At 46.2% G+C, this 25682-nt stretch carries 27 protein-coding genes; 14 read left to right on the top strand and 13 right to left on the bottom strand.

Annotated elements, in window-relative coordinates; genetic code table 11:
* Window positions 1-28: 28 nt before the first annotated feature.
* The 6 genes from H735_RS19675 to rpsB all read right to left on the bottom strand — a co-directional run bounded on the left by H735_RS19675 (window position 29) and on the right by rpsB (window position 4981).
* Window positions 29-871, bottom strand: a complete 843-nt coding sequence (locus tag H735_RS19675; protein ID WP_005436782.1) for a phosphatidate cytidylyltransferase — start codon at window positions 869-871, stop codon at window positions 29-31.
* Window positions 872-883: 12 nt separating this feature from the next.
* On the bottom strand, window positions 884-1639 hold the full coding sequence (locus tag H735_RS19670; RefSeq protein WP_005436781.1) for an isoprenyl transferase: 756 nt from the start codon (window positions 1637-1639) through the stop codon (window positions 884-886).
* Between the two features lie 96 nt (window positions 1640-1735).
* Window positions 1736-2293: a ribosome recycling factor gene (frr, locus tag H735_RS19665; protein WP_005436779.1), complete on the bottom strand. Its 558-nt coding sequence runs from the start codon at window positions 2291-2293 to the stop codon at window positions 1736-1738.
* 98 nt (window positions 2294-2391) lie between these two features.
* Window positions 2392-3123, bottom strand: a complete 732-nt coding sequence (gene pyrH / locus H735_RS19660; RefSeq protein ID WP_005436777.1) for a UMP kinase — start codon at window positions 3121-3123, stop codon at window positions 2392-2394.
* 152 nt (window positions 3124-3275) lie between these two features.
* On the bottom strand, window positions 3276-4121 hold the full coding sequence (gene tsf / locus H735_RS19655; RefSeq protein WP_005436775.1) for a translation elongation factor Ts: 846 nt from the start codon (window positions 4119-4121) through the stop codon (window positions 3276-3278).
* Window positions 4122-4252: 131 nt separating this feature from the next.
* Window positions 4253-4981, bottom strand: a complete 729-nt coding sequence (gene rpsB, locus H735_RS19650) for a 30S ribosomal protein S2 (RefSeq protein WP_005529366.1) — start codon at window positions 4979-4981, stop codon at window positions 4253-4255.
* A gap of 396 nt (window positions 4982-5377) precedes the next feature.
* On the opposite strand from rpsB, the gene map reads away from it, so the two are divergent.
* From map to H735_RS19635, 3 genes are all read left to right on the top strand, one after another.
* Complete coding sequence (gene map / locus H735_RS19645; RefSeq protein ID WP_020195493.1) at window positions 5378-6256, top strand: type I methionyl aminopeptidase; 879 nt, start codon at window positions 5378-5380, stop codon at window positions 6254-6256.
* A gap of 100 nt (window positions 6257-6356) precedes the next feature.
* Window positions 6357-8981 (top strand): bifunctional uridylyltransferase/uridylyl-removing protein GlnD, encoded by a 2625-nt coding sequence (gene glnD / locus H735_RS19640; protein ID WP_020195492.1) that lies wholly within the window; start codon window positions 6357-6359, stop codon window positions 8979-8981.
* 152 nt (window positions 8982-9133) lie between these two features.
* Window positions 9134-9517 carry a DUF3461 family protein gene (locus tag H735_RS19635; protein WP_005436760.1) on the top strand — a complete coding sequence of 128 codons (384 nt, stop codon included), beginning with the start codon at window positions 9134-9136 and terminating at the stop codon, window positions 9515-9517.
* 93 nt (window positions 9518-9610) lie between these two features.
* Here the strand turns inward: H735_RS19635 and truC are convergent, their stop codons facing one another.
* Together truC and H735_RS19625 are read right to left on the bottom strand one after the other, a co-directional pair.
* Window positions 9611-10378, bottom strand: coding sequence for a tRNA pseudouridine(65) synthase TruC (gene truC, locus H735_RS19630; RefSeq protein ID WP_009707425.1), 768 nt, complete (start codon window positions 10376-10378; stop codon window positions 9611-9613).
* 5 nt (window positions 10379-10383) lie between these two features.
* Window positions 10384-10698, bottom strand: a complete 315-nt coding sequence (locus H735_RS19625; protein WP_005436756.1) for a YqcC family protein — start codon at window positions 10696-10698, stop codon at window positions 10384-10386.
* A gap of 76 nt (window positions 10699-10774) precedes the next feature.
* On the opposite strand from H735_RS19625, the gene H735_RS19620 reads away from it, so the two are divergent.
* On the top strand, window positions 10775-11812 hold the full coding sequence (locus H735_RS19620) for a DUF3549 family protein (protein WP_020195490.1): 1038 nt from the start codon (window positions 10775-10777) through the stop codon (window positions 11810-11812).
* A 13-nt stretch (window positions 11813-11825) separates the two neighbouring features.
* Window positions 11826-12125, top strand: coding sequence for a DUF3301 domain-containing protein (locus H735_RS30355; RefSeq protein ID WP_009707427.1), 300 nt, complete (start codon window positions 11826-11828; stop codon window positions 12123-12125).
* Here the strand turns inward: H735_RS30355 and H735_RS19615 are convergent.
* Complete coding sequence (locus H735_RS19615) at window positions 12085-12570, bottom strand: GNAT family N-acetyltransferase (protein WP_020195489.1); 486 nt, start codon at window positions 12568-12570, stop codon at window positions 12085-12087. The genes H735_RS30355 and H735_RS19615 overlap by 41 nt on opposite strands.
* A 922-nt stretch (window positions 12571-13492) precedes the next feature.
* Between H735_RS19615 and H735_RS19610 the strand changes: the two genes are divergently transcribed.
* From H735_RS19610 to H735_RS19600, 3 genes are all read left to right on the top strand, one after another.
* On the top strand, window positions 13493-13786 hold the full coding sequence (locus H735_RS19610; protein ID WP_009707429.1) for a hypothetical protein: 294 nt from the start codon (window positions 13493-13495) through the stop codon (window positions 13784-13786).
* Window positions 13783-14226 (top strand): YaiI/YqxD family protein, encoded by a 444-nt coding sequence (locus H735_RS19605; protein WP_020195488.1) that lies wholly within the window; start codon window positions 13783-13785, stop codon window positions 14224-14226. The genes H735_RS19610 and H735_RS19605 overlap by 4 nt, the downstream gene beginning before the upstream one ends.
* Before the next feature lie 94 nt (window positions 14227-14320).
* Window positions 14321-15046: a MipA/OmpV family protein gene (locus H735_RS19600; RefSeq protein ID WP_020195487.1), complete on the top strand. Its 726-nt coding sequence runs from the start codon at window positions 14321-14323 to the stop codon at window positions 15044-15046.
* Window positions 15047-15098: 52 nt separating this feature from the next.
* Here H735_RS19600 and H735_RS19595 read toward each other — a convergent pair whose 3' ends face one another.
* The 3 genes from H735_RS19595 to H735_RS19590 all read right to left on the bottom strand — a co-directional run bounded on the left by H735_RS19595 (window position 15099) and on the right by H735_RS19590 (window position 17303).
* Entirely contained in the window at window positions 15099-16685 is a 1587-nt protein-coding gene (locus tag H735_RS19595) for an AbgT family transporter (RefSeq protein WP_009707431.1), read from the bottom strand.
* A gap of 228 nt (window positions 16686-16913) precedes the next feature.
* Window positions 16914-17039, bottom strand: coding sequence for a type B 50S ribosomal protein L36 (ykgO, locus tag H735_RS30345; protein ID WP_009847431.1), 126 nt, complete (start codon window positions 17037-17039; stop codon window positions 16914-16916).
* 3 nt (window positions 17040-17042) lie between these two features.
* The gene (locus tag H735_RS19590) at window positions 17043-17303 is read right to left on the bottom strand and encodes a type B 50S ribosomal protein L31 (RefSeq protein WP_009707432.1); all 261 of its coding nucleotides are present in this window, start codon (window positions 17301-17303) and stop codon (window positions 17043-17045) included.
* Between the two features lie 125 nt (window positions 17304-17428).
* On the opposite strand from H735_RS19590, the gene tsaA reads away from it, so the two are divergent.
* The 5 genes from tsaA to H735_RS19565 all read left to right on the top strand — a co-directional run bounded on the left by tsaA (window position 17429) and on the right by H735_RS19565 (window position 21304).
* Window positions 17429-18124, top strand: coding sequence for a tRNA (N6-threonylcarbamoyladenosine(37)-N6)-methyltransferase TrmO (tsaA, locus tag H735_RS19585; RefSeq protein WP_020195486.1), 696 nt, complete (start codon window positions 17429-17431; stop codon window positions 18122-18124).
* A 111-nt stretch (window positions 18125-18235) separates the two neighbouring features.
* Window positions 18236-19951 carry a proline--tRNA ligase gene (locus tag H735_RS19580; protein ID WP_005436740.1) on the top strand — a complete coding sequence of 572 codons (1716 nt, stop codon included), beginning with the start codon at window positions 18236-18238 and terminating at the stop codon, window positions 19949-19951.
* Between the two features lie 173 nt (window positions 19952-20124).
* Window positions 20125-20793 carry a tellurite resistance TerB family protein gene (locus tag H735_RS19575; RefSeq protein WP_020195485.1) on the top strand — a complete coding sequence of 223 codons (669 nt, stop codon included), beginning with the start codon at window positions 20125-20127 and terminating at the stop codon, window positions 20791-20793.
* Window positions 20794-20906: 113 nt separating this feature from the next.
* Entirely contained in the window at window positions 20907-21113 is a 207-nt protein-coding gene (locus H735_RS19570) for a YaeP family protein (RefSeq protein ID WP_005529380.1), read from the top strand.
* Window positions 21113-21304 carry a DUF4250 domain-containing protein gene (locus H735_RS19565; RefSeq protein ID WP_020195484.1) on the top strand — a complete coding sequence of 64 codons (192 nt, stop codon included), beginning with the start codon at window positions 21113-21115 and terminating at the stop codon, window positions 21302-21304. Before H735_RS19570 ends, H735_RS19565 begins: the two co-directional genes overlap by 1 nt.
* Window positions 21305-21397: 93 nt before the next feature.
* On the opposite strand, the gene H735_RS19560 is transcribed toward H735_RS19565, so the two are convergent.
* Entirely contained in the window at window positions 21398-22762 is a 1365-nt protein-coding gene (locus H735_RS19560; protein WP_005436738.1) for a sodium-dependent transporter, read from the bottom strand.
* A 370-nt stretch (window positions 22763-23132) separates the two neighbouring features.
* Here H735_RS19560 and H735_RS19555 point away from each other — a divergent pair, with 370 nt between their 5' ends.
* Window positions 23133-25673: an Ig-like domain-containing protein gene (locus H735_RS19555; RefSeq protein WP_020195483.1), complete on the top strand. Its 2541-nt coding sequence runs from the start codon at window positions 23133-23135 to the stop codon at window positions 25671-25673.
* Window positions 25674-25682: the final 9 nt, after the last annotated feature.

Raw genomic sequence — 25682 nt, 5'->3', positions numbered from 1 at the left:
CAGGAGCGACGACGCCGCTCCCGATAAATTAGAATACGTAGTAAAGAAGAGCAAATACTGGGAATGCAGCCGTTAGGCTATCAATACGGTCGAGAATGCCGCCGTGCCCTGGAATGATGTTACTGCTGTCTTTGATGCCAGAAACACGTTTGAACATGCTTTCTACTAGATCACCAAGAACAGAAATCACAACTGTAATCAGTGTGATGATTACCATGTGAATTGGGCTGGTAAATTGAATGTCAAACCAACCTGCGAACAACCATCCAACAATTAATGCTGCAATGATGCCGCCAATCAAACCTTCGATAGTCTTGTTTGGACTAACATGTGGCGCCATTTTACGTTTACCCATGCTTTTACCAGCAAAGTAAGCGCCACTGTCTGCAGCCCATACCAAGAAGCAAACGTACAGCACAAGTTTTGCGCCGTGGTATGGATCTACTGAAATATCAGAAGCTCTAAGGATGATCACACTCCAAAGGAAAGGGATCAAAGTTAGAAAACCAAACACATGACGCAGTGCTTTACTGTTTTGCCACAGATTGGTGGTTTTAGGGTAAGTAATGGCCATCCCACTTGCGATAATCCACCATGCAAAACCGAGCGCTAACACTGTGTAGTGTGGAGTTGCTAGTTGGTTAAGGCTTGCCGCATCTGGCGAGATGAATAGAAAACTGAGTCCGGTTACGACAACGGCTGGTACTAGCGCAGCGATGCGTGAATTGCTTTCTGTAAACTGGGTCCACTCCCAAAAACCTAATAGCGTAATCGCAGTCAAAGCGATAATGAAGCCGATTAGGGGTAATTTAAAAATACCTAAAATTACAAGGGGAGCTAAAATTAGTGCTGTTATTATTCTCTGTTTCAAACTAACTAGTCCTTATTGAGCAGCCATCAATGCCTTTACTTGCTCGCCAGTACAACCAAAGCGACGCTCTCGGTTAATAAACCAAGTCACAGCCTCTACTAAGCTGTCTTCATCAAACTCTGGCCAGTACTCCGGAGTAAAGTACATTTCAGCATACGCCATTTGCCACAGCATAAAGTTACTGATGCGACACTCACCACTTGTACGGATCAAAAGATCCACTTCAGGGAGATCTGCCATCGTTAAATGCTGGGTAATTAACTGCTCATTGATATCCTCTACACGGATTTCACCGTTACGCGCTTTTAACGCCAACGTTTTTGCCGCCTCTGTGATGTCCCATTTACCGCCATAGTTAGCCGCAATGTTAATCACCATGCCCGTATTGCCAGCGGTGAGTGCTTCTGCTTCGATGATTTTGCCTTGCAGTCGCTCACTAAAGCGGCTGGTGTCACCAATAACGCGCAAACGCAGATTGTTTTTATGCAGCTTTTTCACTTCGCTAGAAAGCACGGAAATGAACAGCTCCATCAGGAGACCCACTTCTTCCTCCGGACGACGCCAGTTTTCACTACTGAAAGCGAACAACGTCATGGCTTTAATACCGAGTTTAGAAGCAGCAGCGACGGTCTTACGAACGGCATTAACGCCTTTTTTATGACCGAATACGCGAGGTTTTCCTTTGGACTTAGCCCAACGACCATTACCGTCCATAATGATGGCAATATGTTTAGGGAGGGAATCAGAGAAGGCTTGAGAATTTTGCATAGGGAGTTAATTGAGTTCCATCAGTTGGATAGATTAACACAAAAAAACGCTGCACTGTGAGCACAGCGTTTTCCAACAGTGATGTAGGTGGGAGTATTAAACTTCCATCAACTCTTTTTCTTTAGCAGCAAGAACTTCGTCGATCTTCTTAACTGCTACGTCAGTCAGTTTTTGAATTTCGTCTTGTGCTTTACGATCTTCGTCTTCAGAGATTTCTTTATCTTTTAGAAGACCTTTTAGGTCGCTGTTTGCGTCACGACGGATGTTACGAACAGCAACACGTGCGCCTTCAGCTTCACCACGAACGATCTTAACTAGGTCTTTACGACGCTCTTCCGTTAGCGGTGGAAGTGGAACGCGGATGATTGTGCCAGCAGACATTGGGTTTAGACCAAGGTCAGACATCATGATCGCTTTCTCAACTTTTTGAGTTAGCTCTTTGTCGAATACAGTAATTGCTAGAGTACGTGCGTCTTCAGCAACAACGTTCGCTACTTGGTTAAGAGGAGTCGGCGCACCGTAGTACTCTACAGAGATACCAGATAGTAGGCTTGGGTGTGCGCGGCCAGTACGAACTTTAGAAAGGTTGTTCTTTAGCGCTTCAACGCTTTTGTCCATGCGCTCTTGCGCGTCTTTATTGATTTCGTTAATCACGGTTTCACCTTAAAAATGTCATCTTTCATGAAGAAAGCTTAAAGGGCTTAAGCAAAGCGAAACGCCATCCAATATCTCTTGTTGAATGGCGTTGAGATTTACGCGTCAGCGCAGATCAACGTGCCTTCAGCTTCACCCATTACCACGCGACGTAGTGCGCCTGGCTTATTCATGTTAAATACGCGGATTGGCATTTTGTGGTCACGAGCAAGTGTGAACGCAGCCAAGTCCATTACTTTCAATTCTTTATCCAGAATTTCAGTGTAAGATAGCTTATCATACAGCTCTGCGTCTGGGTTTGCTACTGGGTCAGCAGTAAATACACCATCAACTTTCGTTGCTTTTAGAACTACGTCAGCTTCGATTTCGATACCGCGTAGACACGCTGCTGAATCTGTAGTGAAGAATGGGTTACCAGTACCTGCAGAGAAGATAACTACACGGCCTTGGCGAAGTTCGCGGATAGCGTCTGCCCAGTTGTAATCGTCACACACACCTTTTAGCGGAATTGCAGACATTACGCGAGCGTTTACATAAGCACGGTGAAGTGCGTCACGCATTGCTAGACCGTTCATTACTGTTGCAAGCATACCCATGTGGTCGCCTACTACGCGGTTCATACCCGCTTCTGCAAGACCTGCACCACGGAACAGGTTACCACCGCCGATTACCACACCAACTTGAACACCCAGTTCAACCAGCTCTTTCACTTCTTGAGCCATACGGTCAAGAACCGCTGGATCAATACCAAAACCTTCTTCACCTTGAAGAGCTTCACCACTTAGTTTTAATAGAATACGTTGATATGCTGGTTTAGGGTTCGTAGTCATGGAGTTTACCTTCCAAAGAGAGTTGTCGATTAACAGTCATGAATAGACACAAGGTCACTTATAGCTATTCATCACGGCTAATTTTGCCCGCTCTTTTCGTAAAAAGACCGCAGCCTAGGCTACGGTCTAATATTTACACAAGTCGCTAAGGATTAACCTTTTTGAGCTAGTGCTACTTCTTCAGCGAAGCTCATTTCAGCTGCTTTCTCGATACCTTCACCTACTTCTAGGCGAACGAATGTAGCAACAGAAGCACCTTTCTCTTTTAGCATTTCGCCAACAGATTTCTTAGGTTCCATGATGAAAGCTTGACCAGTTAGAGAGATTTCGCCAGTGAATTTCTTCATGCGGCCGATAACCATCTTCTCAGCGATCTCTTGTGGCTTGCCTTCGTTCATAGCGATTTCAACTTGAACTTCTTTCTCTTTAGCAACTACGTCAGCTGGTACGTCTTCTGGGTTAACGAACTCAGGCTTAGAAGCAGCAACGTGCATTGCAACGTGCTTAAGAGTTTCTGCGTCGCCTTCACCAGCAACAACAACACCGATTTTCTCGCCGTGACGGTAAGAAGCGATTGCAGTACCTTCAACGTAAGCAACGCGACGGATGTTGATGTTTTCGCCGATTTTAGCAACTAGAGCTACGCGCTCTTCTTCGAACTTAGCAACTAGCTCTTCAGCAGTAGCTTTAGTCGCTAGAGCGTCAAGTGCTACTTTGTCTGCGAATGCAGTGAAGTTACCGTCTTTAGCAACGAAGTCAGTTTGGCAGTTAACTTCAAGAAGAACAGCAACGCCGTTTTCTTCTTTGATGATGATTGCGCCTTCAGCTGCAACGTTACCAGCTTTTTTAGCTGCTTTCGCTGCGCCTGATTTACGCATGTTTTCAATTGCTAGTTCGATGTCAGCGTTTGCTTCTACAAGCGCTTTTTTACATTCCATCATGCCAGCGCCAGTGCGCTCGCGAAGTTCTTTAACTAGAGCAGCAGTTACAGTTGCCATTCTCTATTCCTCGTTTGATTCGAAATAAGGTAAAAAACAGGGGCCTACATTGTCGGCCCCCATTGCTAACTATAACTCAGTCTATGCTACAACAAGGTTTCACATAGACTAAGTGTGACACAGAGCCGTTATTATTCAGCTTCTACGAAACCGTCTTTTTCAGCAACTGCTGCAACGTCTTTGTTGCGACCTTCAGACACTGCAGATGCTGCAGCGTTTAGGTATAGTTGAACTGCGCGGATCGCGTCGTCGTTACCTGGGATGATGTAGTCAACGCCGTCTGGGTTAGAGTTAGTATCTACCACAGCGTATACTGGAATACCTAGGTTGTTAGCTTCTTTAATTGCAATGTGCTCGTGATCAGCGTCGATTACGAATAGAGCGTCTGGTAGGCCGCCCATATCTTTGATACCACCAAGAGATTTCTCTAGCTTCTCCATTTCACGAGTACGCATTAGAGCTTCTTTCTTAGTTAGTTTTTCGAAAGTACCGTCTTGTGCTTGTGCTTCGAAATCTTTTAGACGCTTGATAGACTGACGAACTGTTTTGTAGTTCGTTAGCATGCCGCCCAACCAACGGTTGTTAACGTAGTATTGGTTGCTTGCGATTGCAGCTTCTTTAACAGCTTCAGATGCAGCGCGCTTAGTACCTACGAATAGAACTTTACCTTTCTTCTCGCCAACTTTAGCTAGTTCAGCTAGAGCTTCGTTGAACATTGGTACAGTTTTTTCTAGGTTGATGATGTGAACGCGGTTACGAGCACCAAAGATGAATGGCTTCATTTTTGGGTTCCAGTAACGAGTTTGGTGACCGAAGTGAACACCAGCTTTCAGCATATCGCGCATTGATACAGTTGCCATTTTAAAATCCTCTATGGGGTTAGGCCTCCACATCCCCCATAATTCCGACCAAGCTTCTGCTCAGCACCCCGGAACATGTGACGGAATGTGTGTGATTTAAAGATAAAAGTTAATTGGAAGAAGCTTGCTTCGCTACTCTTCTAATGAAAAGTAAAGAGAACAGTCCTCGATTCCGGCGCGCTTTATACCATATTTTAGCCTAAGATGGCTAGTAAAAATTGTTTCTTACAATTCTAATTTCCCTATCACACCTATCCCTACTCTCTTCTAAATTCCATGACTAGACTTCAAGTAAGAATGACTCATATTCTTAACTGGCTTGGGTTAACCGCAAGATGTCTGATAGAATGCGCGCATTCGCACGTTCACGTGCTTACGAATAAGTAGAGAAAGCCAATGTCAATCAAGATTAAAACTGCTGAAGAAATCGAACGCATGCGTATTGCGGGCAAGCTAGCCGCAGACACTCTAGAAATGATCGAACCGCACATCAAGGCGGGTGTGACGACAGAAGAATTAAACAAAATCTGTCACGATTACGCTCTAGAGCGTGGCGCTTACTCTGCACCGCTTGATTACCATGGATTCCCTAAATCAATCTGTACGTCAATCAACCACATCGTTTGTCACGGCATCCCTGCGACAGAAGATGAAAAAGGTGCAAATGGCCAAATGAAGCCAGCTGTACTTAAAGATGGCGACATCATTAACGTTGATATCACGGTTATCGTACCTAACGATGAAAACGCAGATCTAAGCGTTCGTCCACAAGGTTACCACGGTGACACTTCTAAGATGTTCCTAGTTGGTGATGTATCTCCAGCAAACAAACGTCTGTGTATGGTTGCTCAAGAGTCTCTATACATCGGTATGCGTCAAGTTAAGCCTGGTGCAACAGTTGGTGATATCGGTACAGCAATCGAGAAGTACATCAAAGAAAACAACAAGAACAACCCACGTAACAAGTTCTCTATTGTTAAGGACTTCTGTGGTCACGGTATCGGTGATGAGTTCCACGAAGAGCCACAAGTGGTTCACTACAAGAACAAAGACCGCCGCGTACTAAAAGAAGGCATGTGTTTTACTATCGAACCAATGATCAACGCGGGTAAATTCGGTTGTACTGTTGATGCTCAAGATGATTGGACGGTTTACACTGGTGACGGTAAAAACTCAGCACAGTGGGAACACACCATCGTGGTGACCAAAGAAGGTTGTGAAGTACTAACGCTTCGCAGCGATGATACCATTCCACGAATTATGAAAAACGTTTAATCGCCCATCACTTTCCATATCCCCGCCCATGCGGGGATATTTTTTATCTGCAGCAAATTTGTTAGATTGCTAATAGTTTTAGCTTGCACGGATAGCAAATATGACCCTTCAGTCACCTCTTACGTTTACCGATGAACAGATAAACATCGGTGAACTTAAGCAAGAACTCGAAAAATTCAGTTCATACCAAAAAGAAGAATTTCTACAGCACCACCCTGTGACCAACCTTGTTTTGTCACGCGCTGAGTACATGGATTTACTCCTCAATCGTTTATGGCAACACTTCGGATTCAACGACATCCATAATATTTCCTTAGTTGCCGTCGGCGGTTACGGGCGTGGTGAGTTACATCCTCTGTCTGATATCGACATTTTGATTCTGTCGAAGAACAAGCTGCCAAATGCTCTGGAAGCTAAAATCAGTGAGTTCATTACCCTATTGTGGGATTTACGCCTAGAAGTCGGCCACGCAGTGCGCACTGTTGATGAATGTGCAGAGATTGGACGTTCAGACTTAACCGTTGCCACGAACCTGCAAGAAGCGCGTTTGCTTTGCGGAAGTGAAGACACCTTCCAAGCCTTAAAGAAAGTGGTGTTATCTGATTCTTTCTGGCCAAGCGAAACTTTTTACCGTGCCAAGATTCAGGAGCAGCGTGAACGCCACGCGCGCTACCATGACACCACCTACAACCTCGAACCCGACATCAAGTCCACGCCGGGCGGCTTGCGTGACATTCACACTTTAAGCTGGGTGGCACGCCGTCATTTTGGCGCGACATCGTTACTAGAGATGAGTCGCTATGGCTTCCTGACCGATGCGGAATACCGTGAGTTGGTTGAATGTCAGGATTTCTTATGGCGCGTGCGTTTTGCACTGCATATTGAACTCCGTCGTTATGACAACCGTTTAACCTTTGCCCACCAAGCGCAAGTCGCGGAGCACCTTGGGTATGTTGGTGAAGGCAATCGCGGCGTCGAAATGATGATGAAGGAGTTCTACCGCACTCTGCGTCGTGTGGCAGAACTTAATAAGATGCTGCTCAAACTGTTCGACCAAGCCATCATCAACGGCGGGGCCTCACAAGACGCTGAAATCATCGACGAAGATTTCCAACGCCGTGGTTCACTGATCGAGGCTCGCAAACCTGCGCTGTTCCAAGCTCGTCCCGAAACCATTTTGGATATGTTCCTGCACATCGCCAATGATTCGAGCATTGAAGGCGTGAGCCCTCCTACGTTGCGTCAGTTACGTACTGCGCGTCGTCGATTGAACAAGTTCTTGCACACTATTCCAGAAGCGCGTGAAAAGTTTATGGCGCTGTGTCGTCATCCAAATGCGCTGCATAAGGCGTTCAGTCTAATGCACAAGCTTGGCGTACTGGCGGCGTATCTTCCGCAATGGAGCCAAATTGTTGGTCAGATGCAATTCGACCTATTCCATGTATATACTGTGGATGAGCACAGTATTCGTCTGCTCAAGCACATTAATACCTTCAGCTACGCAGAGAACCACAGCAAGCATCCAATTTGCTGCGAAGTTTATCCTCGAATTCAGAAGAAAGAGCTACTGATTCTGGCCGCGATTTTCCATGATATCGGCAAAGGGCGTGGTGGTGACCATTCGGTAATCGGGGAAGGTGAAGCGTACGATTTCTGTATTGAACACGGCTTGTCTAAGCCAGAAGCGAAATTGGTAAGTTGGCTAGTAAGGCATCACTTATTGATGTCCGTGACGGCTCAACGCCGAGATATTTACGATCCGGACGTGATTACCGAGTTTGCCAAGCAAGTGCGTGATGAAGAGTACCTTGAGTACCTTGTGTGTCTGACGGTAGCTGATATCTGCGCGACCAACCCTGAACTTTGGAACAGCTGGAAACGCACCTTGCTCGCGGAATTGTTCTATTCCACCCAACGTGCGCTGCGCCGTGGCCTAGAAAACCCTGTAGATGTACGTGAGCGTATTCGTCATAACCAACAAATGGCCTCAGCCCTATTACGCAAAGAAGGCTTCTCTGCTCGTGAAATTGAAGTGCTGTGGCAACGCTTTAAAGCCGATTACTTCTTGCGTCATACCCACAAGCAAATCGCTTGGCACTGCGAACATTTACTTCGTATGGAAGATCCAAGTAAGCCGTTGGTTCTGATCAGTAAGAAGGCCACTCGTGGCGGTACTGAAGTGTTCGTCTACAGCCCGGACCAACCAGCACTGTTTGCTACCGTCGTTGCTGAGCTTGACCGTCGCAACTTCAACGTACACGACGCGCAAATCATGACCAGTAAAGATGGTTATGTACTCGATACCTTTATGGTACTTGACCAACATGGTAAAGCGATTGAAGAAGGTCGTCACAGCGCAGTGACCAAACACATTACACACGTACTGGAAGATGGTCGTCCGACGAAAATTAAGACGCGCCGTACACCAAATAAACTTCAGCATTTCAACGTTAAAACCAAAGTCGACTTCCTGCCAACCAAGAGCAAAAAGCGCACTTTGATGGAGTTTGTCGCTCTCGATACACCAGGGCTTCTGGCAAAAGTGGGACGTACCTTTGCTGATTTGGGCATTAACCTACATGCGGCAAAAATCACCACCATTGGTGAGCGCGCTGAAGACTTGTTTATTCTGACGAGTGAAGCTGGCGGCAGGCTCAGTGAAGAGCAACAAGACGAGTTGCGTGAAAAGCTGATTGAAAAACTCTCTGACCCAGTTTCGGCTTGAGAGAAAACCAGCGCTTGATCAACAACTAAGGTGGGCAAGAACGATAGCGATCTTGCCCACAAGTTGAGCAATTTGACTAAATATCAGCTATCTAGCTCATAAATGGGCTGCTACAGTTGTATGGACTCCAATTCAATACACAGAGGTAGCCTATGTATCCACACCTCACTGGTTTGGGCATCCATGACCCGAAACAGATTGAACGTTACTCCCTGCGCCAAGAAGCACACAAAGACGTCCTAAAGATCTACTTTCACAAACAGAAAGGCGAGTTTTTCGCTAAGAGCGTGAAGTTCAAATACCCACGCCAAGTTAAAAATGTATTAGTAGATAGCGGCAGTCATAAATACAAAGAAGTAACCGAAATCAACCGTAACCTAACGCTTGTGATCGATGAGCTAAACAAGATCACCAAGCCTGTGAAAGTGGCTGAAGTGGATGTAAAAGAGAAGATTCTCTCTGATCTTCGTCATTTGGAGAAGGTCGTTTCCAGTAAGATCGCCGAGATCGAAGCGGATCTAGAAAAGCTGAAATAAAGCATTAAGACTGAAAAATTAAAAAGGGGGTTGGTACCGATACCAACCCCCTTTCTTTGTTTAATACAGCGAATAGCGGATCAACCTAACCGCTTATTGCACCAACGATGCATCCCACTCAAATCTCGCAAATAACTGCTGCCAAGTTTCATCGATATTGGCTTTCATCACGATTTCTTCATCGGTAAACGGATGCACAAAGCGCAACTCTGATGCATGCAGCAACAGTCGATGAGAATCGAATTCGGTACGGTACAACTTGTTGTGCTTGCCATCACCGTGTGTCGTATCACCAACGATTGGATGACGTAGGTGAGCCATGTGACGACGCAACTGATGCTTACGCCCTGTCTTTGGCTTCATTTCCATCAAACAGTATCGTGTGGTCGGGAACTTACCTGTTGAATAAGGAACTTCCACTTTTGCTAGCGGTTTGTATGCCGTTACTGCTTCTTGTGCTTCTTTCTCTTGCGAAGCAAACTTATCGGCAATCTTATCGAGTTCAACTTTCAGAGCGTAATCCAGTACGCCTTCTTCCTCGATCCAGCCTCGAACGATCGCATGATAGGTTTTCTCCATCTTGTGCTCAGCAAACATAGGCATGACTTGTGAAGCAACTTCACTGGATAAAGCAAACACAAGTACACCTGAGGTTGGGCGATCCAAGCGATGCAGTGGAAACACATGCTGCCCAATTTGATCGCGCAGCGTTTGCATCACGAATTGAGTCTCATGCTTATCCAACCAACTACGGTGCACTAGCATTCCGGCAGGTTTGTTGACCGCAACAAAGTACTCGTCCTGATAAACGATCTCTAATAAAACGGGTTCAACAGATGGTGATGTTTCTTGTTCTGACATTGAGGTTACTTACATAGTTCGTCGATGGTTCGAATAGTCACTAATAGCTCGGCGTAATGCGGCTCTTGTTTCCACGCTTCTGCAAAATACGGTTCAATAGAAAAACCGCGAGGTAAAGGTTGGTTACTTTCCACTAACGCATGCATACGGGCAATAAAGATCCACTGCAACCACTCATGCGGATGAAGTGTATCAATAGCAAATGGTTCCGTGCTTTGCAGTGCTTGTTCTGATGGCATAGTGTGCTGCCACAGCTCATGATGGCGCAATTGTGCTTCAAGTTGTTGAAGTAAGTCGACCAATTGGGTGTTTGTTGCCATTAATTCCGTCTCGAACCTTGAATTAGCCGAGAATGATACCATTTCTTGTGAAAAGAACATTAGGATGTCGTATTTAATGGAAAACATTCAAACCCTCACTCAGCTGTTAAATAACAGCCATTGTGAATATCAAATCTTCGACCTTGGTCGTCGTATCAAAACCATCGATGCACAAGTGTTTGCGGATGTGGAAAAAGGCCAGTGCCCTTACCCATTCCCAATGCAGCGTAAAGCGCACCTCGCAATCGCGTACTGGAATGAGCAAAAGCAGCCTTGGATTTGGTTTCTAAAGTTTGAGCTGGATGAGCGTGGTTTGCTTAAGCAATCCGACATCGGAAACTTCATTAAATACGTCGTTGAAGCGATGGGGACTCGCCTGAGTGAGGAAATGTCGGAAGAGCAACAACAAAAGCTTTCTAACAACCCATACACGTTTAAACCTGCAGAAGAAAAGATGGCTGTCTTCCACAGCCAAGTTCGCGCGAACTTAGACTTACCCACCAGCCAGTATTACGAGCACACTCAGCACTACTTTACCGGTGACCTAGGTTGGGACAACTGGCAAACCGTTGGTCTGCAAGGCATCACTGATATGGCAGCACGCTTAGGCAAAGAACAAAATGCCGTGACTTTGCGTAAAGCCCTTAACCACTTGCCTAATGAACCACTTTACGCCCTACTCGGCGCGCTTGAACATGTCGATCTACAAGAACGCTTGGCAGAGCGCATTGCGGAAAAAGCGAAGCAAGAAATTGAAAGCAACGAACCTGACTTGTTCTTACTCTCTGCTTTGATTCGAGCTCTGGCGGGCGCACCAACCGAGATTTCCTTGCCAATCTTGAAGGCAATTTTACAGAGCCCACGTTTGAGCCACCAAGAAGTGTTGATCGGCATCGCTGGCCGTACTTGGCACCTACTCGCTGACGCAAGCGTCGCTGAGCAATTTTTGCTGCGCCTCGCACAAACTGGGAACCAAGCCCTATTTAATCAATTGTTTGCCGATTTAGTTATGCTACCAGAGCTAAGAATGGTATTGCTACCTTTGCTGCACTCTAGCCCATCGGAAGAGCTAGCGACGGCATTAGTCAAACTGCAGCAAGCAACAAAGGGATAATGAAGGATTAGGGATGATCGGTGACCTACTAGCCATTTTAGGACTGTGCTTTTTTTGTTTTTTGTTTTGGCAACAACGACGTCAGTCAGAGTTGGCAAAAGCGGCTATTTCGCGTAAGTGTGATCAATTAGATTTGCAATTGGTCAGCATTGCATTTGGTGCGCATAAATTGAAAACGCCAGACGGAATCTGGCGCTGGCATACAGTGTATCAATTTGAGTTTTCATCCCTTGGTGATGATTGCTACCAAGGAGAGTTAACGATGATCGGGTTTAGGCCGCTGAACTTTCACCTACCGCCACATCGCTTGTAAATTCCATTTCAAAGTAAGGGCCGTAAAGGTCCTTGCTTTCTCTCTTTTTTGTAAATCCTAGTTTTTCCAGCACTGCCATGGATGCTTTGTGGTGGCTATTCACATTTGCTTTGACTTTGTGTAGCCCAAGCTCACGGCACGCTTTCGGGAAAAACGCCTTTAGCGCTTCTGTCGCTAACCCTTTACCCCAATAAGCTTTATCAAAGATAAACCCTAGCTCTGGTTCATGATCTAGGTTTGAAATGAACACGTGTCCCATATAATCACGGCTGGTACTCTCAAGCACCGCCATACTGTGGACATTCTCATCGTCCAGAATCTTCTCAAACAACTGTTTGGCAGAAGACACGGTATGAGGTCCATTCATCTCTGCGCGATTTTTAGCGCAGCAATTCAACATCACGAACTCTAGTTGCAACGACTCATTGTAGGGTAGAAGAAGCATTCTTCTGGTTACTATGGTCACATCTGTTCCTTGATTACAGCAAACTTAATTTATCCGCATAGCAGAAGCTCAAGAGCTATCGATTGAAAAGCCATCGATTTGTATGCGGCACATAACGCCTTTTAGAGAAGCCGAAAGTTAAACCAACTGATTGGAAAGGATATTGATCTGGATTGTTTTTTATTCAGTGTTATGAGGAATTTATAAATAATGTGATATCGCCTACTTTCAATCATCCAAAAATATGAAAGCGCGATAAATAAGAAAGACCCCGACACAAAAGTATCGGGGCCATAGTCTTACTCGCAGCAGTCCGGCTACTAATTAGTGCTCCATGCATCATCCATAATAGTGGCTGAATCCGTCAGCTTAGTCCTTACGTCGCCGTCCTAGCGGTGTCCTTATCATCCTGATAGCTAACATTCCCCGTTAGCACACATCACTTGTTCCTTGAGCGGTGTCCTTTGCATCGTCCTGATGCTGTCCTTACCTCAATCCAATGAGGGGTCCATTGTCTATCCTTAGTCATCAACATCCTATTGATGAATGTATCCTTACAATGTCCTACGCTCCTTGCTTGATCACTCATCCTGAATAATCAAATCGTCGTCCTGACGATGACCAAATCCTTGGTGCTTTCCTGTTCCATGTCTGCTTCCTGCCGACAAGGTTTAATTTACGCTTTTCCCTTTAAATCACAATCTACCCGAGAAAATCTTTTGTTGAAAAACTTAGTTAACAGCATGTTAAAAGGATATTTTTCATACACTTACAGGCAAAACATTCTGTTTGGCTGATGACGAAATCGTTTTCTCTCACAACCCGTGTGAGAGATCTCGCACAAGGCACTGCCGAAATTGCTATTCGCTAAAATCAACCGCGCAAAGTATGATGATAGAAGTCATTTTAGTAGGGACAAATTATGTTAACTCAAGACGTCACTAAAGAGCTGGAAGCCGTGATGGAGCAACTACAGCAGCAAGGCAAAGAGCCCACTGTGGCACTGGTAAAAGCACGAATGAAAACGCCCGTACCGATGCCTGCATTAATCGCAACCATCAAAAGTTGGAAGAGCGCAAACCGTATCCCTAAAGTGGAAGTAGCGGTGCAAACTCCGAAAGAAGAAGATCGTATTGTTGCGCTGGAGAATACCGTGGCGAAGTTGGTTGCTCGAGTAGAGGAACTGGAAGCAAAACTCAATGAGAAAACATCATGAAGCTGTGGGTAGATGCGGATGCTTGTCCGAAAGTAATCAGAGAGACGATTGTACGCGCCGCTGAGCGCACAGGCGTTGAATGTACATTTGTAGCCAACCATGTGGTCCCTGTACCAAAACGTGCCAATATCCACTCTTTACAAGTCCCTGCTGGCTTTGATATTGCCGACAATGAAATTGTTCGTCGTGTCGAAACCAATGACTTAGTGATCACCTCTGATATCCCATTGGCAGACGAAGTGATCAGCAAAGGTGCTCAAGCACTGAGCTCACGAGGCGAGTTATACACCAAAGACACCATCAAAGCGCGCTTGAATATCCGTGATTTCATGGACACCATGCGCTCAAGTGGCATTCAGACTGGCGGCCCTGCAGCTTTGTCTCAAACGGAGCGCAGAGAGTTTGCTAACCACCTCGATAGAATCCTTGCCAAGCGTTGATTGCGCCTCCCCCTCGCATGAAAATCATTCGTTGATGAAATAGGAATCACAAAACTCCGTTCTTTGTTGTTAGAACAAGAACGGAGTTTTATTTATGAAGCCACGGATTGCCTTTTCTCTCACTTTGCTTTTATCGAGCCCTCTTTCATTGGCTAACAATGAGTCTTTTGGCATTGTTGGCGGCAGCGCCACCTATGGCGAAAGCGTGTTTTCCATCAAAGACACCCCTCAATTTGGCGCAACACCGAATCTGTTTTATTCAGGGCCGATAGGTTTTATCGATGGCAGCTTAGCCAACTGGCAAGCGTTACCCTACGTAGGCGTATCGGCCAATTGGCGTTTTGCAGAAGTCTCCGATACCTTTGCCGATTTGCCAAATGGCATCAACGACCGCGATGGTAATGGCGAGCTTGGTATTACCTTAGGAACGGTTGGCGCAAGACTGACTTATTTGCATGATGTCACTTCGGAACACAATGGCTATGAAGTTCAATTGCATCTCGGTCGGACGTTAGAAACTTGGTTGCCACCTTTTACCCTGACTCCATATCTTGAAGTCGACTATCGTGACAAAAAACTCTCTCACCACCTTTACAGTGTCTCTGCACAAGAGGCCGCAGCATCTGGGTTAAACGAGTTCAAAGCCGACTCTACTTTTGTTTATCAAGCGGGAATTATCGGTTTGTATGAGTTCACACCATCTTGGATTGGTATTTCTAAAGCTGAGTTTGTGCATCACGATAGCGACAGCCCTTTAATTCAACGTGATTTGGGATGGTCGTTTGAAGTCGGCCTAACTTATCGCTTCGCCGGACTTTAAACAAAAAAGCCTGCGATAAACGCAGGCTTTGAGAGCTGAGTGAGGTTGCCAATTAAGGCGTGTAGTACGTTGCCGCACCAGGACCTACTGGTAAACCGAATACGAATACCCATAGGTAGAACAACACACTCCAACCTACGATAAAGCAGATTGAGTATGGCAGCATGGTCGCAATCAACGTACCGATACCTAGGTTCTTCATGTAGCGTGTTGCTACTGCAAGGATAAGACCGAAGTAGCTCATCATTGGAGTGATGATGTTCGTCGTTGAGTCACCGATACGGTAAGCCGCCTGAATCGTTTCTGGCGCGTAACCCACAAGCATTAGCATAGGAACGAAGATAGGTGCTGTTACCGCCCACTGTGCCGATGCAGAGCCGATCATAAGGTTAATGAAGCCACACATTAGGATGAATGCGAAGAACAACATTGGGCCAGTTAGACCGATGCTTTGTAGGAAGTCTGCACCCGCTACTGCGAATACTTGACCAAAGTTAGTCCACTTGAAGAAAGCAACAAACTGAGCGGCGAAGAATACCAATACAATGTACATACCCATTGAAGACATTGACTTCGACATTGCATCAATCACGTCACGATCGTTTTTCATTGTGCCAACCACTCGGCCGTACACAAAACCAGGAATCGCGAAGAACACAAAGATGAATGCTACGATACTCTTCAGGAATGGAGAGCCCGCGACCGTGCCAGCATCAGAACGCAGAACACCGTCAGCAGGAACGATAGTCCATGCCAGTAGCGCTGATACTGCTAGAACAGCGATACCCGCCAGTTTAAGGCCTTTCTTCTCTACGTCAGTCAGTGTACCCATCTTATCTTGAGACAGGTCTTCCGCTGCTTCTTCATCGTTGTATTTGCCAAGTTTCGGCTCAACGATTTTCTCCGTTACAAATGCACCAGTAATCGCGATAAAGAAGGTAGAAACAAACATGAAGTACCAGTTTACTTCTGGGCCTACCGTGTAAGTTGGGTCAATCATCTGTGCAGCTGTTTCAGTGATACCTGAAAGCAGTGGGTCAACCGTACCAATCAGTAGGTTTGCCGAGTAACCACCAGATACACCAGCAAATGCGGCTGCTAGACCAGCAAGCGGATGACGACCTAATGAGTGGAACAGCATTGCAGCTAATGGGATCAACACCACGTAGCCAAGCTCAGATGCCGTGTTTGAAATGATACCTGCGAAAACAACAGTCACAGTAACCATGCGCTGAGAAGCGCCCATTACTAGGCCACGCATTGCAGCAGAAAGTAGTCCAGAATGTTCTGCAATGGCAACACCAAGCATCGCAACCAAAACCGTACCTAACGGTGCGAAGCCAACAAAGTTTTTCACTAGGTTAGTAACAATCAGTTCTAAGCCGTCAGCATTTAGCAGACTGATTACTTGAATCATACCGTCCGCTGCACGACCCGGTGCGCCTTCTGGGCGAGGATCCATGACTGCGACTTCAAAGTAGCCCGCGATACCGGACATCACTAAGATTGCAAGACAGAAAATGGCGAAAAGTGTGATTGGGTGGGGTAAAAGGTTCCCCAAATATTCAACTGTATCTAAGAAGCGCGTGAATAGTGGCTTCTTTGGCGAGTTTTGTTTCATTGAAGCAGATGAACTCATCTGTTCCCTCCTTGTATTTATTCCTGCGCATTTGTGACAAAAATGTCATAAAGCTTGCGCAGGGTACTCGACACAAGGGTTAAGTGAAAGTTCAAAACGTTACAGAATGTAACTTAAAGGCGGATTTATGACCTATTATCGATAAAAATATAGTTATATCACCCGCATATAGATCATAAATCAGCATTATAAGTAACTACATCCCATAAATTATTACGATATTTATGGTTATTTCTGCACCGCCTTGAAGCGCGGGTTCGACTTACAAATAACGTATAAACGCCCTCTTCTTTTTACGATTTGGCAATCAGGGTGTCGGCTTTTTGCGCTCTTTAATGATTTAACAACTTTCATCTCTTAGTCCTTATCTTTATTAAATTGACCAAAGCGACGATTAAAGTTCGCAATACGACCTTCCGCTTGAACCACACGTTGCTTACCGGTGTAAAACGGATGAGAAGCGGATGATACATCGAGAGTGAAATATGGATAAGTTTTGCCATCTTTCCATTCGATAGTGCGATCAGTGTGTAGTGTCGACCCCACAACAAAGTATTCGTCTACGCTTGTGTCGTGAAATACCACGGGACGGTATTCTGGATGGATACCCGGTTTCATATTAATTGTCCTTTCGATTAATTGTTATGTTATAACAATTCAATTAAGAATCATTATCAACAAAAAAGCAAGCGGAATTTTGTGGTACTTTAGCTTCCATCTCCCATGCATAAGACAACGTATCCATGTATTCCATTGAGCCTATTGGGGTTATTCAAAGCCCATACAAAGAGAAATTTGCTGTCCCTCGCCAACCTCGTTTGGTGCCAGCCGCGCGCTCACGCGTCAAACTTCAAGGCACAGCAAATAGCCCAGAAGCCGTGCGCGGATTGGAGCAGTTTTCTCATGTTTGGTTGTTGTTTTTGTTTGATCAGAATTTAGAAGCCGGATGGAAACCAACGGTGCGCCCACCTCGTTTGGGAGGCAATGAGCGTATTGGTGTGTTTGCTTCACGTTCGACCTTTCGCCCGAATGGCATTGGTATGTCAGCGGTAGAAGTTAAAGGTATCAGCAAGCAAGGCGATCAGATCTATTTGGATCTTGGTAACGTAGACTTGGTCGATGGCACGCCAATTGTTGATATCAAACCATACATCCCCTACTCAGATTCTATTGGAGAGGCACAAGGTGGCTATGCGGAAGACGAGCCTGAAAAATCACAGGTCGACTTCTCTTCAGTGGTACTGGCAGCACTCGAAAAGCGTGACGATACTGAGTATGTCAAAACAGTGATCGAGCAGGTTCTGGCGCAAGATCCTCGTCCGGCTTACAAGAAAAACAAGCCTGACAATAAGGAATATGCGGTAAATTTGTTCGATCTGAACGTTAAGTTCACGGTTAGCGATAACTTAATAACAGTTACTGCGATTGAAAGCTTTTGACAAAGGCATTTGGCTGATATTATAAGCGGCTAACAATTTTCCCCTTGTGGGACCTTCATACTCCTGTCCATTCTGGCTTGAGTATCTAACTTTAATAAACGGATAAATTTAATGCGTACCAGTAATTATCTTCTTTCTACTCTGAAGGAGACTCCAAACGACGCAGAAGTAGTGAGCCACCAGCTCATGCTACGCGCGGGTATGATCCGTAAGCTGGCTTCAGGTCTTTACACCTGGCTGCCTACTGGTCTACGTGTGCTGCGTAAAGTCGAAAACATCGTTCGTCAAGAAATCGACAATGCAGGTGCAGTCGAAACTTTGATGCCCGTTGTTCAGCCGTTTGAACTATGGGAAGAGACAGGTCGTTCTGAGAAGATGGGCCCTGAGCTACTCCGCTTTACTGACCGTCATACTCGTCCGTTTGTTCTTAGCCCTACAGCTGAAGAAGTGATCACTAGCCTTGTGCGTAACGAAGTGAGCTCTTACAAACAGCTTCCACTAAACCTGTACCAAATCCAGACTAAATTCCGTGATGAGCGTCGCCCACGTTTCGGCGTAATGCGTGCACGTGAATTCTGCATGATGGATGCATACAGCTTCGACATCGACAAAGAAGGTCTAGAGAAATCTTACCAAGCGATGCACGATGCTTACTGTAAAGCATTTGATCGCATGGGTCTTGAGTACCGTCCAGTACTTGCTGACTCTGGCGCTATCGGTGGTAGTGGTTCTCAAGAGTTCCACGTACTTGCTGAAAGCGGCGAAGACCTAATCGCATTCTCTACTGAGTCTGATTACGCAGCGAACATCGAAAAAGCAGAGGCGGCAGCACCTGCAGGTGAGCGCGCTGAACCAACTCAAGAGATGACGCTGGTTGATACGCCAAACGCGAAAACAATCGCGGAGCTTGTAGAGCAACACGGTCTAGCAATCGAGAAGACAGTAAAAACTCTATTCGTTAAAGCGTCTGATGAAGTAGATGCTGACATCATCGCTCTTATCGTTCGTGGTGACCACGAGCTAAACGAAGTGAAAGCAGAAAACCTACCTCAAGTTGCTTCTCCACTAGAGATGGCAACAGAAGAGGAAATGCGTGCACTTATCGGCGCTGGCGCTGGTTCTCTAGGCCCTGTTGGCCTTGAACTTCCATTCATCGTTGACCGCTCTGTTGCTGTAATGAGCGACTTCGGTGCGGGCGCAAACATCGACGGTAAACACTACTTCGGTATCAACTGGGGTCGTGACGTTGAACTAGGTCAAGTTGAAGATCTACGTAACGTAGTAGAAGGCGATCCAAGCCCATGTGGTCAAGGTACGCTAATGCTTAAACGTGGTATCGAAGTTGGTCACATCTTCCAACTAGGTAACGTTTACTCAGAAGCAATGAACTGTGGTGTTCTTGGTCCTGACGGTAAGAACGTAATCCTAGAGATGGGTTGTTACGGTATCGGTGTATCACGTGTTGTTGCTTCTGCAATCGAGCAAAACCACGACAAATACGGCATCATTTGGCCAGACGCACTAGCGCCTTTCCAAGTGGCTATCGTTCCTATGAACATGCACAAGTCTGAAGAAGTGAAAGAAGCAGCTGAGAAGCTGTACGCTGAACTGACGGCTATGGGTATCGAAGTACTATTCGATGACCGTAAAGAGCGCCCAGGCGTAATGTTCTCTGATATGGAACTTATCGGTATTCCTCACACTATCGTGATCGGTGATCGTTCAATGAAAGAAGGCAACTTCGAGTACAAGAACCGCCGCTCTGGTGAGAAGACAGCCGTTGCAATGGCAGACATCGTTGAGCACGTTAAAGCTCAACTACAATAAGCTGCAATAAGCACACTGTGCTGAATATATAGCGATGAAAAGGGTTGGCTTCGGTCAGCCCTTTTTTACATCTGATTTTCTAAGTGTGTAGACCGTCTCTAATATTTACGTTGTTAATCTTTGGTTCAGATTTATCACCTTACACTGGATTCAATCTAGTAAGGAGGTTACTCATGGATCTAAAAAGTCTTCTTAACCAAGCACTCAAATCAGACCTACTTAAACAAGGTAGCGACGCGCTCAGCAAACAAACGAGCAATATCAAATCATCATCAAGTTCTAGCCAGCTAAAAACGCTTGGCGCAGGTGCGATTGGTGGCGGCCTTATCGGCATGCTAATGGGCTCTAAGAAGAGCAAAAAGATGGCCAAAAAAGTCGGTACAGGCGCACTCAAAGTCGGTGGCGCAGCGGCACTAGGTGCTCTGGCTTACAAAGTCTACAACGATTGGCAAGCAAAACAGGATACACAAGGTGTCAACGAAAGCTTCGATCCTGATGACAACAAACATGCAAAACTGATCCTCAAAGCCATGATTGGTGCAGCGAAAGCGGATGGCCATGTGGATGAAGAAGAAATGGCTCGCATCGAACAAGCACTGACGGAAATGGGCGCAGATGATCATGTAAGACAGTTGGTTCATCAAGAGCTACATAAGCCTCTCGATCCGGCGGAAATTGCACGCTTGGCGACCTCTCCACAACAGGCTTCAGAAATATATCTGGCATCACTGATTGTGGCCGATGAGCAAAACTTTATGGAAAAAGCGTATTTGCAGGAACTTGCGAAGCAACTCAACCTTGCTCCAGAAGTGACGCATCAATTGGAAGCACAGTTGCAGTGATGAATGTTTGCTCAAGTTGCTTGTTAACTTGAGCCAAAACAATTCTCTGCTTTGAGTTTCAAAACGGCTATGTGTATATTTGAGAGCAGTTATCATTTATTAAGGATTTAGCCATGCAAGTATACGGCTGTTGTGAATTAGTTCGTGAGCTTTACGCTCAAATCGGTAGTGGCGATCAAGCATACGTGCCTCAGGCAATCTCGTGTGCCGTAAGAGCACTGAATGACGTTGCGGCAGACGAGTCTCTACCAAAAGACGTGCGTGAAAAAGCGGCGTTTGCTGCGGCAAACCTACTGATCTCTGATTTCGAGGATAAGTAATGAATCTAGCTAACTTCGAATCCATGGATCCAATCATGCTGATGAGCATCGTCAACATGAAGCTACGTGACGACTTCGGTGGTGATCTGGATAAGCTGGTTGCATTCTTTGATATCGACCGCGCAGCACTTGAAGCAAAGCTGGCAACGGCGGGTTTTGACTTTCTGCCTGAAGTAGGTCAGTTCCGTTAACCGCCCATCGCGACGGACAACGTAAACATCGAATAGAAAAAAGGGCTTGATGCATTCATCAAGCCCTTTTCTTTTGTGCTTTGCGTAAGCCGATTAGCCGAACGAGGCCCAAATAACGGTCGCTACCAGAATCGGACAAACAAACTTCACGTATGCCGGCCACAACTTACCGAACCAACCTTGAGTGAACTCAGGACAACCTTGCTCAAGCTCTTTGATTTTTGAGTGACGATTCCATACCCAGCCACCAAATAGACAGAACAATAACGCCGCCATAGGTTGTAGATATTGCGTTGCGATGGTCGCAACCATGCCAAACAGTGCGCCGAAGTTAAATACGATAACCACACTGAACAGCGCAATCAGGCCACCTAATACCCAGCTTGTCGTGCTGCGTTTCGTGTTGAATCGCTCACCCACCAGTGCAACCGGACATTCAAGCATCGAGATAGAAGACGTCAATGCTGCAATCGTCAGTAGTAAGAAGAAAACAATTGAGAACAGTTGACCAAGCAAACCTAAGCTATCAAACATCAGCGGTAGAACTGTAAATACCAGTGTATCTGAACTTAATAGCGAACCATCTTCTGCATAGATTTGAACGCCTTTTTGCATCGCAACGAACATTGCAGGCATCACCACTAGACCAGCAATAAAGGCAACTGCGGTATCGACCATAGTCACGTTCATCGCCATCTTCGGCAAGTTCTCTTTCTTACTTAGGTAAGAGCCATAGATAAGCATCGAACAGCCACCGATGGTCAGAGAGAAGAAGCCTTGGCCCATTGCGGCAAGGATAAGTTTGCGATCCCATACTTTCTCGAAATCAGGCACTAGGTAGTGTTTCAAACCTTCCATCGCACCGTTTTGCGTCATGATGTAGATGAACAGCAAACCGAACAGAACAAACAGTGCTGGCATTAGACGTGTAGACCACTTTTCAATGCCCTGTTTTACGCCGCCCTGTACGATCAAAATGGTTAATACATAAAATGTAATCGTACCAAACAAGTTGCGTTCAACGCTGAAGCCTTTCAACCATTGTGTCGCCGCTTCCATACCCATGATGTCGGTCACTGCACCCAACATAAAGCAGATCAACCAACCGCCTACAATCGAGTAAAACGCCAAAACCGCACTTGGCACACTCAGACCAATCCAACCAACTAGGCCGCCAAGCTTCTTGCCCACAGGGTTGTCTGTTAGAGAACGCATACTGTCTACTGGGTTGGCTTGACCATGACGACCGATCGCCATTTCAACCACCAGCATTGGGAATGCAACGATAAGAATCATCACCAAGTACACCAACAAGAAGGCGCCACCGCCGTTACTTGCTGCTTGGGTAGGAAAGCCCCAAATATTACCTAGACCCACTGCAGCACCTGCTGCCGCTAAGATGAATCCAAGGCGTGAGCCAAAATGCTCACGAGGCTGAGAAGAAGTTTGTTGTGTCATACCACTCACACAAAATATCAATGAACTAGCTGACTAGTACACTATAGCAATATCTTCTACTCAACAAGAGTCATTAGGTTAATTACTCGACAATCAGATCAATTAGCAGACATTCAGTTTGTAAATTTCCACGTACATCTCATATTCACCAAGTATCGTTTTCTGTCTTTTTGATGATTTTATAAATCAGCGTGAAGTGAGCCGAAAAATAATGAGCCGAGTTGTAAAGTCCGAATAGTTCAGCGTGATTTCGTGTTGAAAAGTGAAACATAACGCTTCGAATTTCTCTCCTGATGTCTATTTATCAACTAGTTATCTAACTATATCTGTTCATGTTCTTACGAACATCGAGTAACTCAAGGAGAGAAAAATGAAGTTCACTCTACTGCATGGCGCAGTAATAGCCGCGCTTAGCGTCAGCTATCAAGCTCAAGCCTACAACTGCCAAAACTTATCAACCTGGGATAGCGCAACCGTCTACAACTCTGGCGATCAAGTGCAAACCAAAGGCGCTGCGTATGAGGCTGCTTACTGGACACAAGGTAATGATCCGGTAAACAACTCAGGCCCATGGGAGGCGTGGAAAGGCCTTGGACAATGTGATGGTGGCGGTACAAACCTCCCTCCAACGGTGTCTTTCTCCTCTCCTGCAGATAATGCTCAGATCCCTGAAGGCAGCGTAATCACTTTGTTAGCAAACGCCGCTGACGAAGACGGCCAAGTGGCTCAAGTCGAATTTCTTGCTGGTAACCAGACCGTTGCTGTTGTTACCCAATCCCCTTTCCAAGCTAACTGGACAGCAGTAGAGGGTGTCTCTCAGTTAACGGCAATCGCCACCGACAACGAAGGTGCGGTAACCACAACCAATGTTTCTATCTTCGTTCAACCGCAAACCGAACTACCACCTCCAACCGTTTCTCTAACGAGCCCAACAGGCACGGAAACACCAAGTGTGGGTGACACTATTTCGGTAACGGCCGATGCAGCAGACAGCGATGGTTTAGTCACTCAAGTTGAGTTCTTCATAAACAACCAATCCGTTGCCGTCGATACTGCGGCTCCATATGAATACGTCTGGACGGCGGCAGTCGGTACTCATACCTTCAAAGCGCAAGCAACCGATGATTCAAACCTGACAACTATGAGCCAAGAAGTCTCACTCATCGTCAGCGATTCCAGTTCTGGTGGCTGTGCAGATGCTGTACCTTATGTAGCTGGTAACCGCTATGAAGCAGGTACACTCGTCTCTAATCTCAACCAGAAATACCGCTGTGATGTTGCAGGTTGGTGTTCTTCTGATGCAGCCTGGGCTTATGAGCCGGGTGAAGGTTTGTACTGGCAGGATGCGTGGACTGGGCTAGGTGCATGTTCTACACCGCCTCAAGTCGCTATAACCGCACCAAGCGAAGGACAAGTCTTACTCGCAGGTGACAGCGTTGAAGTCTCGGCGGATGCCAGCGATGCAGACGGTAGCGTGACTCAAGTAGAGTTCTTCGCCAATGACACCAGTTTAGGTGTGGTTGCTCAAGCACCATATTCCGTTCTATGGAATGCAACGCTAGTTGGTGCCAATCAACTAAAAGCCGTTGCCACAGACAACGATAACAATACGTCCGAGTCTGTCGTTAATGTGACTGTGAGTGACCAAGATTTGGTGATTTCATTGACGTCACCGAGTGCAGGTCAAACCGTCGGTTTAGGTAAGAATCTCGTTCTAAGCGCAGATGCAACCTCACTAACCTCTGGCGTGAAACACGTCGACTTTATGGTGAACGGTGCAGTTGTCGCAACCGACACAACGGCACCTTACTCGGCGAACTGGACACCTGCCGCGATTGGTAGCTTTACGGTAAGCGCTCAAGCCACCGATCTTGCAGGTACAACCGCGCTTTCTGATGCGGCATCGATTACCGTTGTTGAACAAACTGAGAAACGTCATAAGTTGATTGGTTACTGGCACAACTTCGTGAACGGTGCAGGCTGTCCTATCCGCCTCGCCGACATGTCTGATGCATGGGATGTGATTGATATTGCCTTTGCAGAAAACGACCGTAACAGCGATGGTACCGTGCACTTCAACCTGTACTCTGGTGACATCTACAGTGATTGTCCTGCGCTAGACCCAACTCAATTCAAGCAAGACATGGCCGCACTGCAAGCTAAAGGTAAGAAGTTCGTTCTGTCTCTTGGAGGCGCAGAAGGCACAATCACGCTAAACACAGACCAAGATGAAGCAAACTTCGTATCGAGCTTGACCGCATTGATTGCCGAATGGGGCTTCGATGGTTTGGATGTGGATCTAGAAAGTGGCTCTAACCTGCTGCATGGTTCGCAAATTCAAGCACGTTTGGGTGGTGCTTTGTTGCAAATCGAGCAGAACATGGGCGGCGATATGTACCTAACCATGGCACCTGAGCACCCTTACGTACAAGGTGGTTACATTGCTTATAGCGGAATTTGGGGCGCGTACATTCCTGTGATTAACGAGACACGCAGCACGCTCGACCTTCTACACGTTCAGCTATACAACAACGGCGGCCTGCCAAACCCATACATGTCTGGCTCGGCTCCAGAGGGATCAGTGGATATGATGGTAGCGCAGTCTAAGATGCTGATTGAAGGTTTTGAATTGGCAGATGGCACCATGTTTGAGCCACTGCGTGATGACCAAGTGGCGATTGGCTTACCATCGGGGCCAAGCTCAGCGAACTCAGGTCAGGCGCCAACACAGAACATCCTAGACGCATTAGATTGCTTAACCAAAGGCACTTCATGTGGCACAGTGAAACCAGCGTTTAACTATCCGAACTACGCTGGTGTGATGACATGGTCGATCAACTGGGATGAGCACGATGGCTTCAACTTCTCGAAACCAGTCGGCGATAAGCTAACTCAGATGAATGCGGAATAACTCGAATAG

Origin of the sequence: Vibrio owensii CAIM 1854 = LMG 25443, assembly GCF_000817815.1 — a bacterium.
Lineage (GTDB): Bacteria > Pseudomonadota > Gammaproteobacteria > Enterobacterales > Vibrionaceae > Vibrio > Vibrio owensii.
Note: the sequence above shows the minus strand (reverse complement) of the source record. Positions and strands in the feature narration are given on the sequence as shown.

What these genes read in the sequence shown, in the direction of transcription:
- H735_RS19600 (WP_020195487.1), top strand. Translation starts at nt 14,321, where the DNA reads ATGAAGCCACGGATTGCCTTTTCTCTCACTTTGCTTTTATCGAGCCCT.
- H735_RS19565 (WP_020195484.1), top strand. Translation starts at nt 21,113, where the DNA reads ATGAATCTAGCTAACTTCGAATCCATGGATCCAATCATGCTGATGAGC.
- H735_RS19635 (WP_005436760.1), top strand. Translation starts at nt 9,134, where the DNA reads ATGTATCCACACCTCACTGGTTTGGGCATCCATGACCCGAAACAGATT.
- H735_RS19610 (WP_009707429.1), top strand. Translation starts at nt 13,493, where the DNA reads ATGTTAACTCAAGACGTCACTAAAGAGCTGGAAGCCGTGATGGAGCAA.
- tsaA (WP_020195486.1), top strand. Translation starts at nt 17,429, where the DNA reads ATGTATTCCATTGAGCCTATTGGGGTTATTCAAAGCCCATACAAAGAG.
- pyrH (WP_005436777.1), bottom strand. Translation starts at nt 3,123, where the DNA reads ATGACTACGAACCCTAAACCAGCATATCAACGTATTCTATTAAAACTA.
- H735_RS19590 (WP_009707432.1), bottom strand. Translation starts at nt 17,303, where the DNA reads ATGAAACCGGGTATCCATCCAGAATACCGTCCCGTGGTATTTCACGAC.
- H735_RS19625 (WP_005436756.1), bottom strand. Translation starts at nt 10,698, where the DNA reads ATGGCAACAAACACCCAATTGGTCGACTTACTTCAACAACTTGAAGCA.
- H735_RS19575 (WP_020195485.1), top strand. Translation starts at nt 20,125, where the DNA reads ATGGATCTAAAAAGTCTTCTTAACCAAGCACTCAAATCAGACCTACTT.
- H735_RS19620 (WP_020195490.1), top strand. Translation starts at nt 10,775, where the DNA reads ATGGAAAACATTCAAACCCTCACTCAGCTGTTAAATAACAGCCATTGT.
- H735_RS19560 (WP_005436738.1), bottom strand. Translation starts at nt 22,762, where the DNA reads ATGACACAACAAACTTCTTCTCAGCCTCGTGAGCATTTTGGCTCACGC.
- H735_RS19570 (WP_005529380.1), top strand. Translation starts at nt 20,907, where the DNA reads ATGCAAGTATACGGCTGTTGTGAATTAGTTCGTGAGCTTTACGCTCAA.
- truC (WP_009707425.1), bottom strand. Translation starts at nt 10,378, where the DNA reads ATGTCAGAACAAGAAACATCACCATCTGTTGAACCCGTTTTATTAGAG.
- glnD (WP_020195492.1), top strand. Translation starts at nt 6,357, where the DNA reads ATGACCCTTCAGTCACCTCTTACGTTTACCGATGAACAGATAAACATC.
- rpsB (WP_005529366.1), bottom strand. Translation starts at nt 4,981, where the DNA reads ATGGCAACTGTATCAATGCGCGATATGCTGAAAGCTGGTGTTCACTTC.
- H735_RS19605 (WP_020195488.1), top strand. Translation starts at nt 13,783, where the DNA reads ATGAAGCTGTGGGTAGATGCGGATGCTTGTCCGAAAGTAATCAGAGAG.
- H735_RS19670 (WP_005436781.1), bottom strand. Translation starts at nt 1,639, where the DNA reads ATGCAAAATTCTCAAGCCTTCTCTGATTCCCTCCCTAAACATATTGCC.
- H735_RS19595 (WP_009707431.1), bottom strand. Translation starts at nt 16,685, where the DNA reads ATGAGTTCATCTGCTTCAATGAAACAAAACTCGCCAAAGAAGCCACTA.
- tsf (WP_005436775.1), bottom strand. Translation starts at nt 4,121, where the DNA reads ATGGCAACTGTAACTGCTGCTCTAGTTAAAGAACTTCGCGAGCGCACT.
- H735_RS19615 (WP_020195489.1), bottom strand. Translation starts at nt 12,570, where the DNA reads ATGCTTCTTCTACCCTACAATGAGTCGTTGCAACTAGAGTTCGTGATG.
- map (WP_020195493.1), top strand. Translation starts at nt 5,378, where the DNA reads ATGTCAATCAAGATTAAAACTGCTGAAGAAATCGAACGCATGCGTATT.
- ykgO (WP_009847431.1), bottom strand. Translation starts at nt 17,039, where the DNA reads ATGAAAGTTGTTAAATCATTAAAGAGCGCAAAAAGCCGACACCCTGAT.
- H735_RS19580 (WP_005436740.1), top strand. Translation starts at nt 18,236, where the DNA reads ATGCGTACCAGTAATTATCTTCTTTCTACTCTGAAGGAGACTCCAAAC.
- H735_RS19555 (WP_020195483.1), top strand. Translation starts at nt 23,133, where the DNA reads ATGAAGTTCACTCTACTGCATGGCGCAGTAATAGCCGCGCTTAGCGTC.
- H735_RS30355 (WP_009707427.1), top strand. Translation starts at nt 11,826, where the DNA reads ATGATCGGTGACCTACTAGCCATTTTAGGACTGTGCTTTTTTTGTTTT.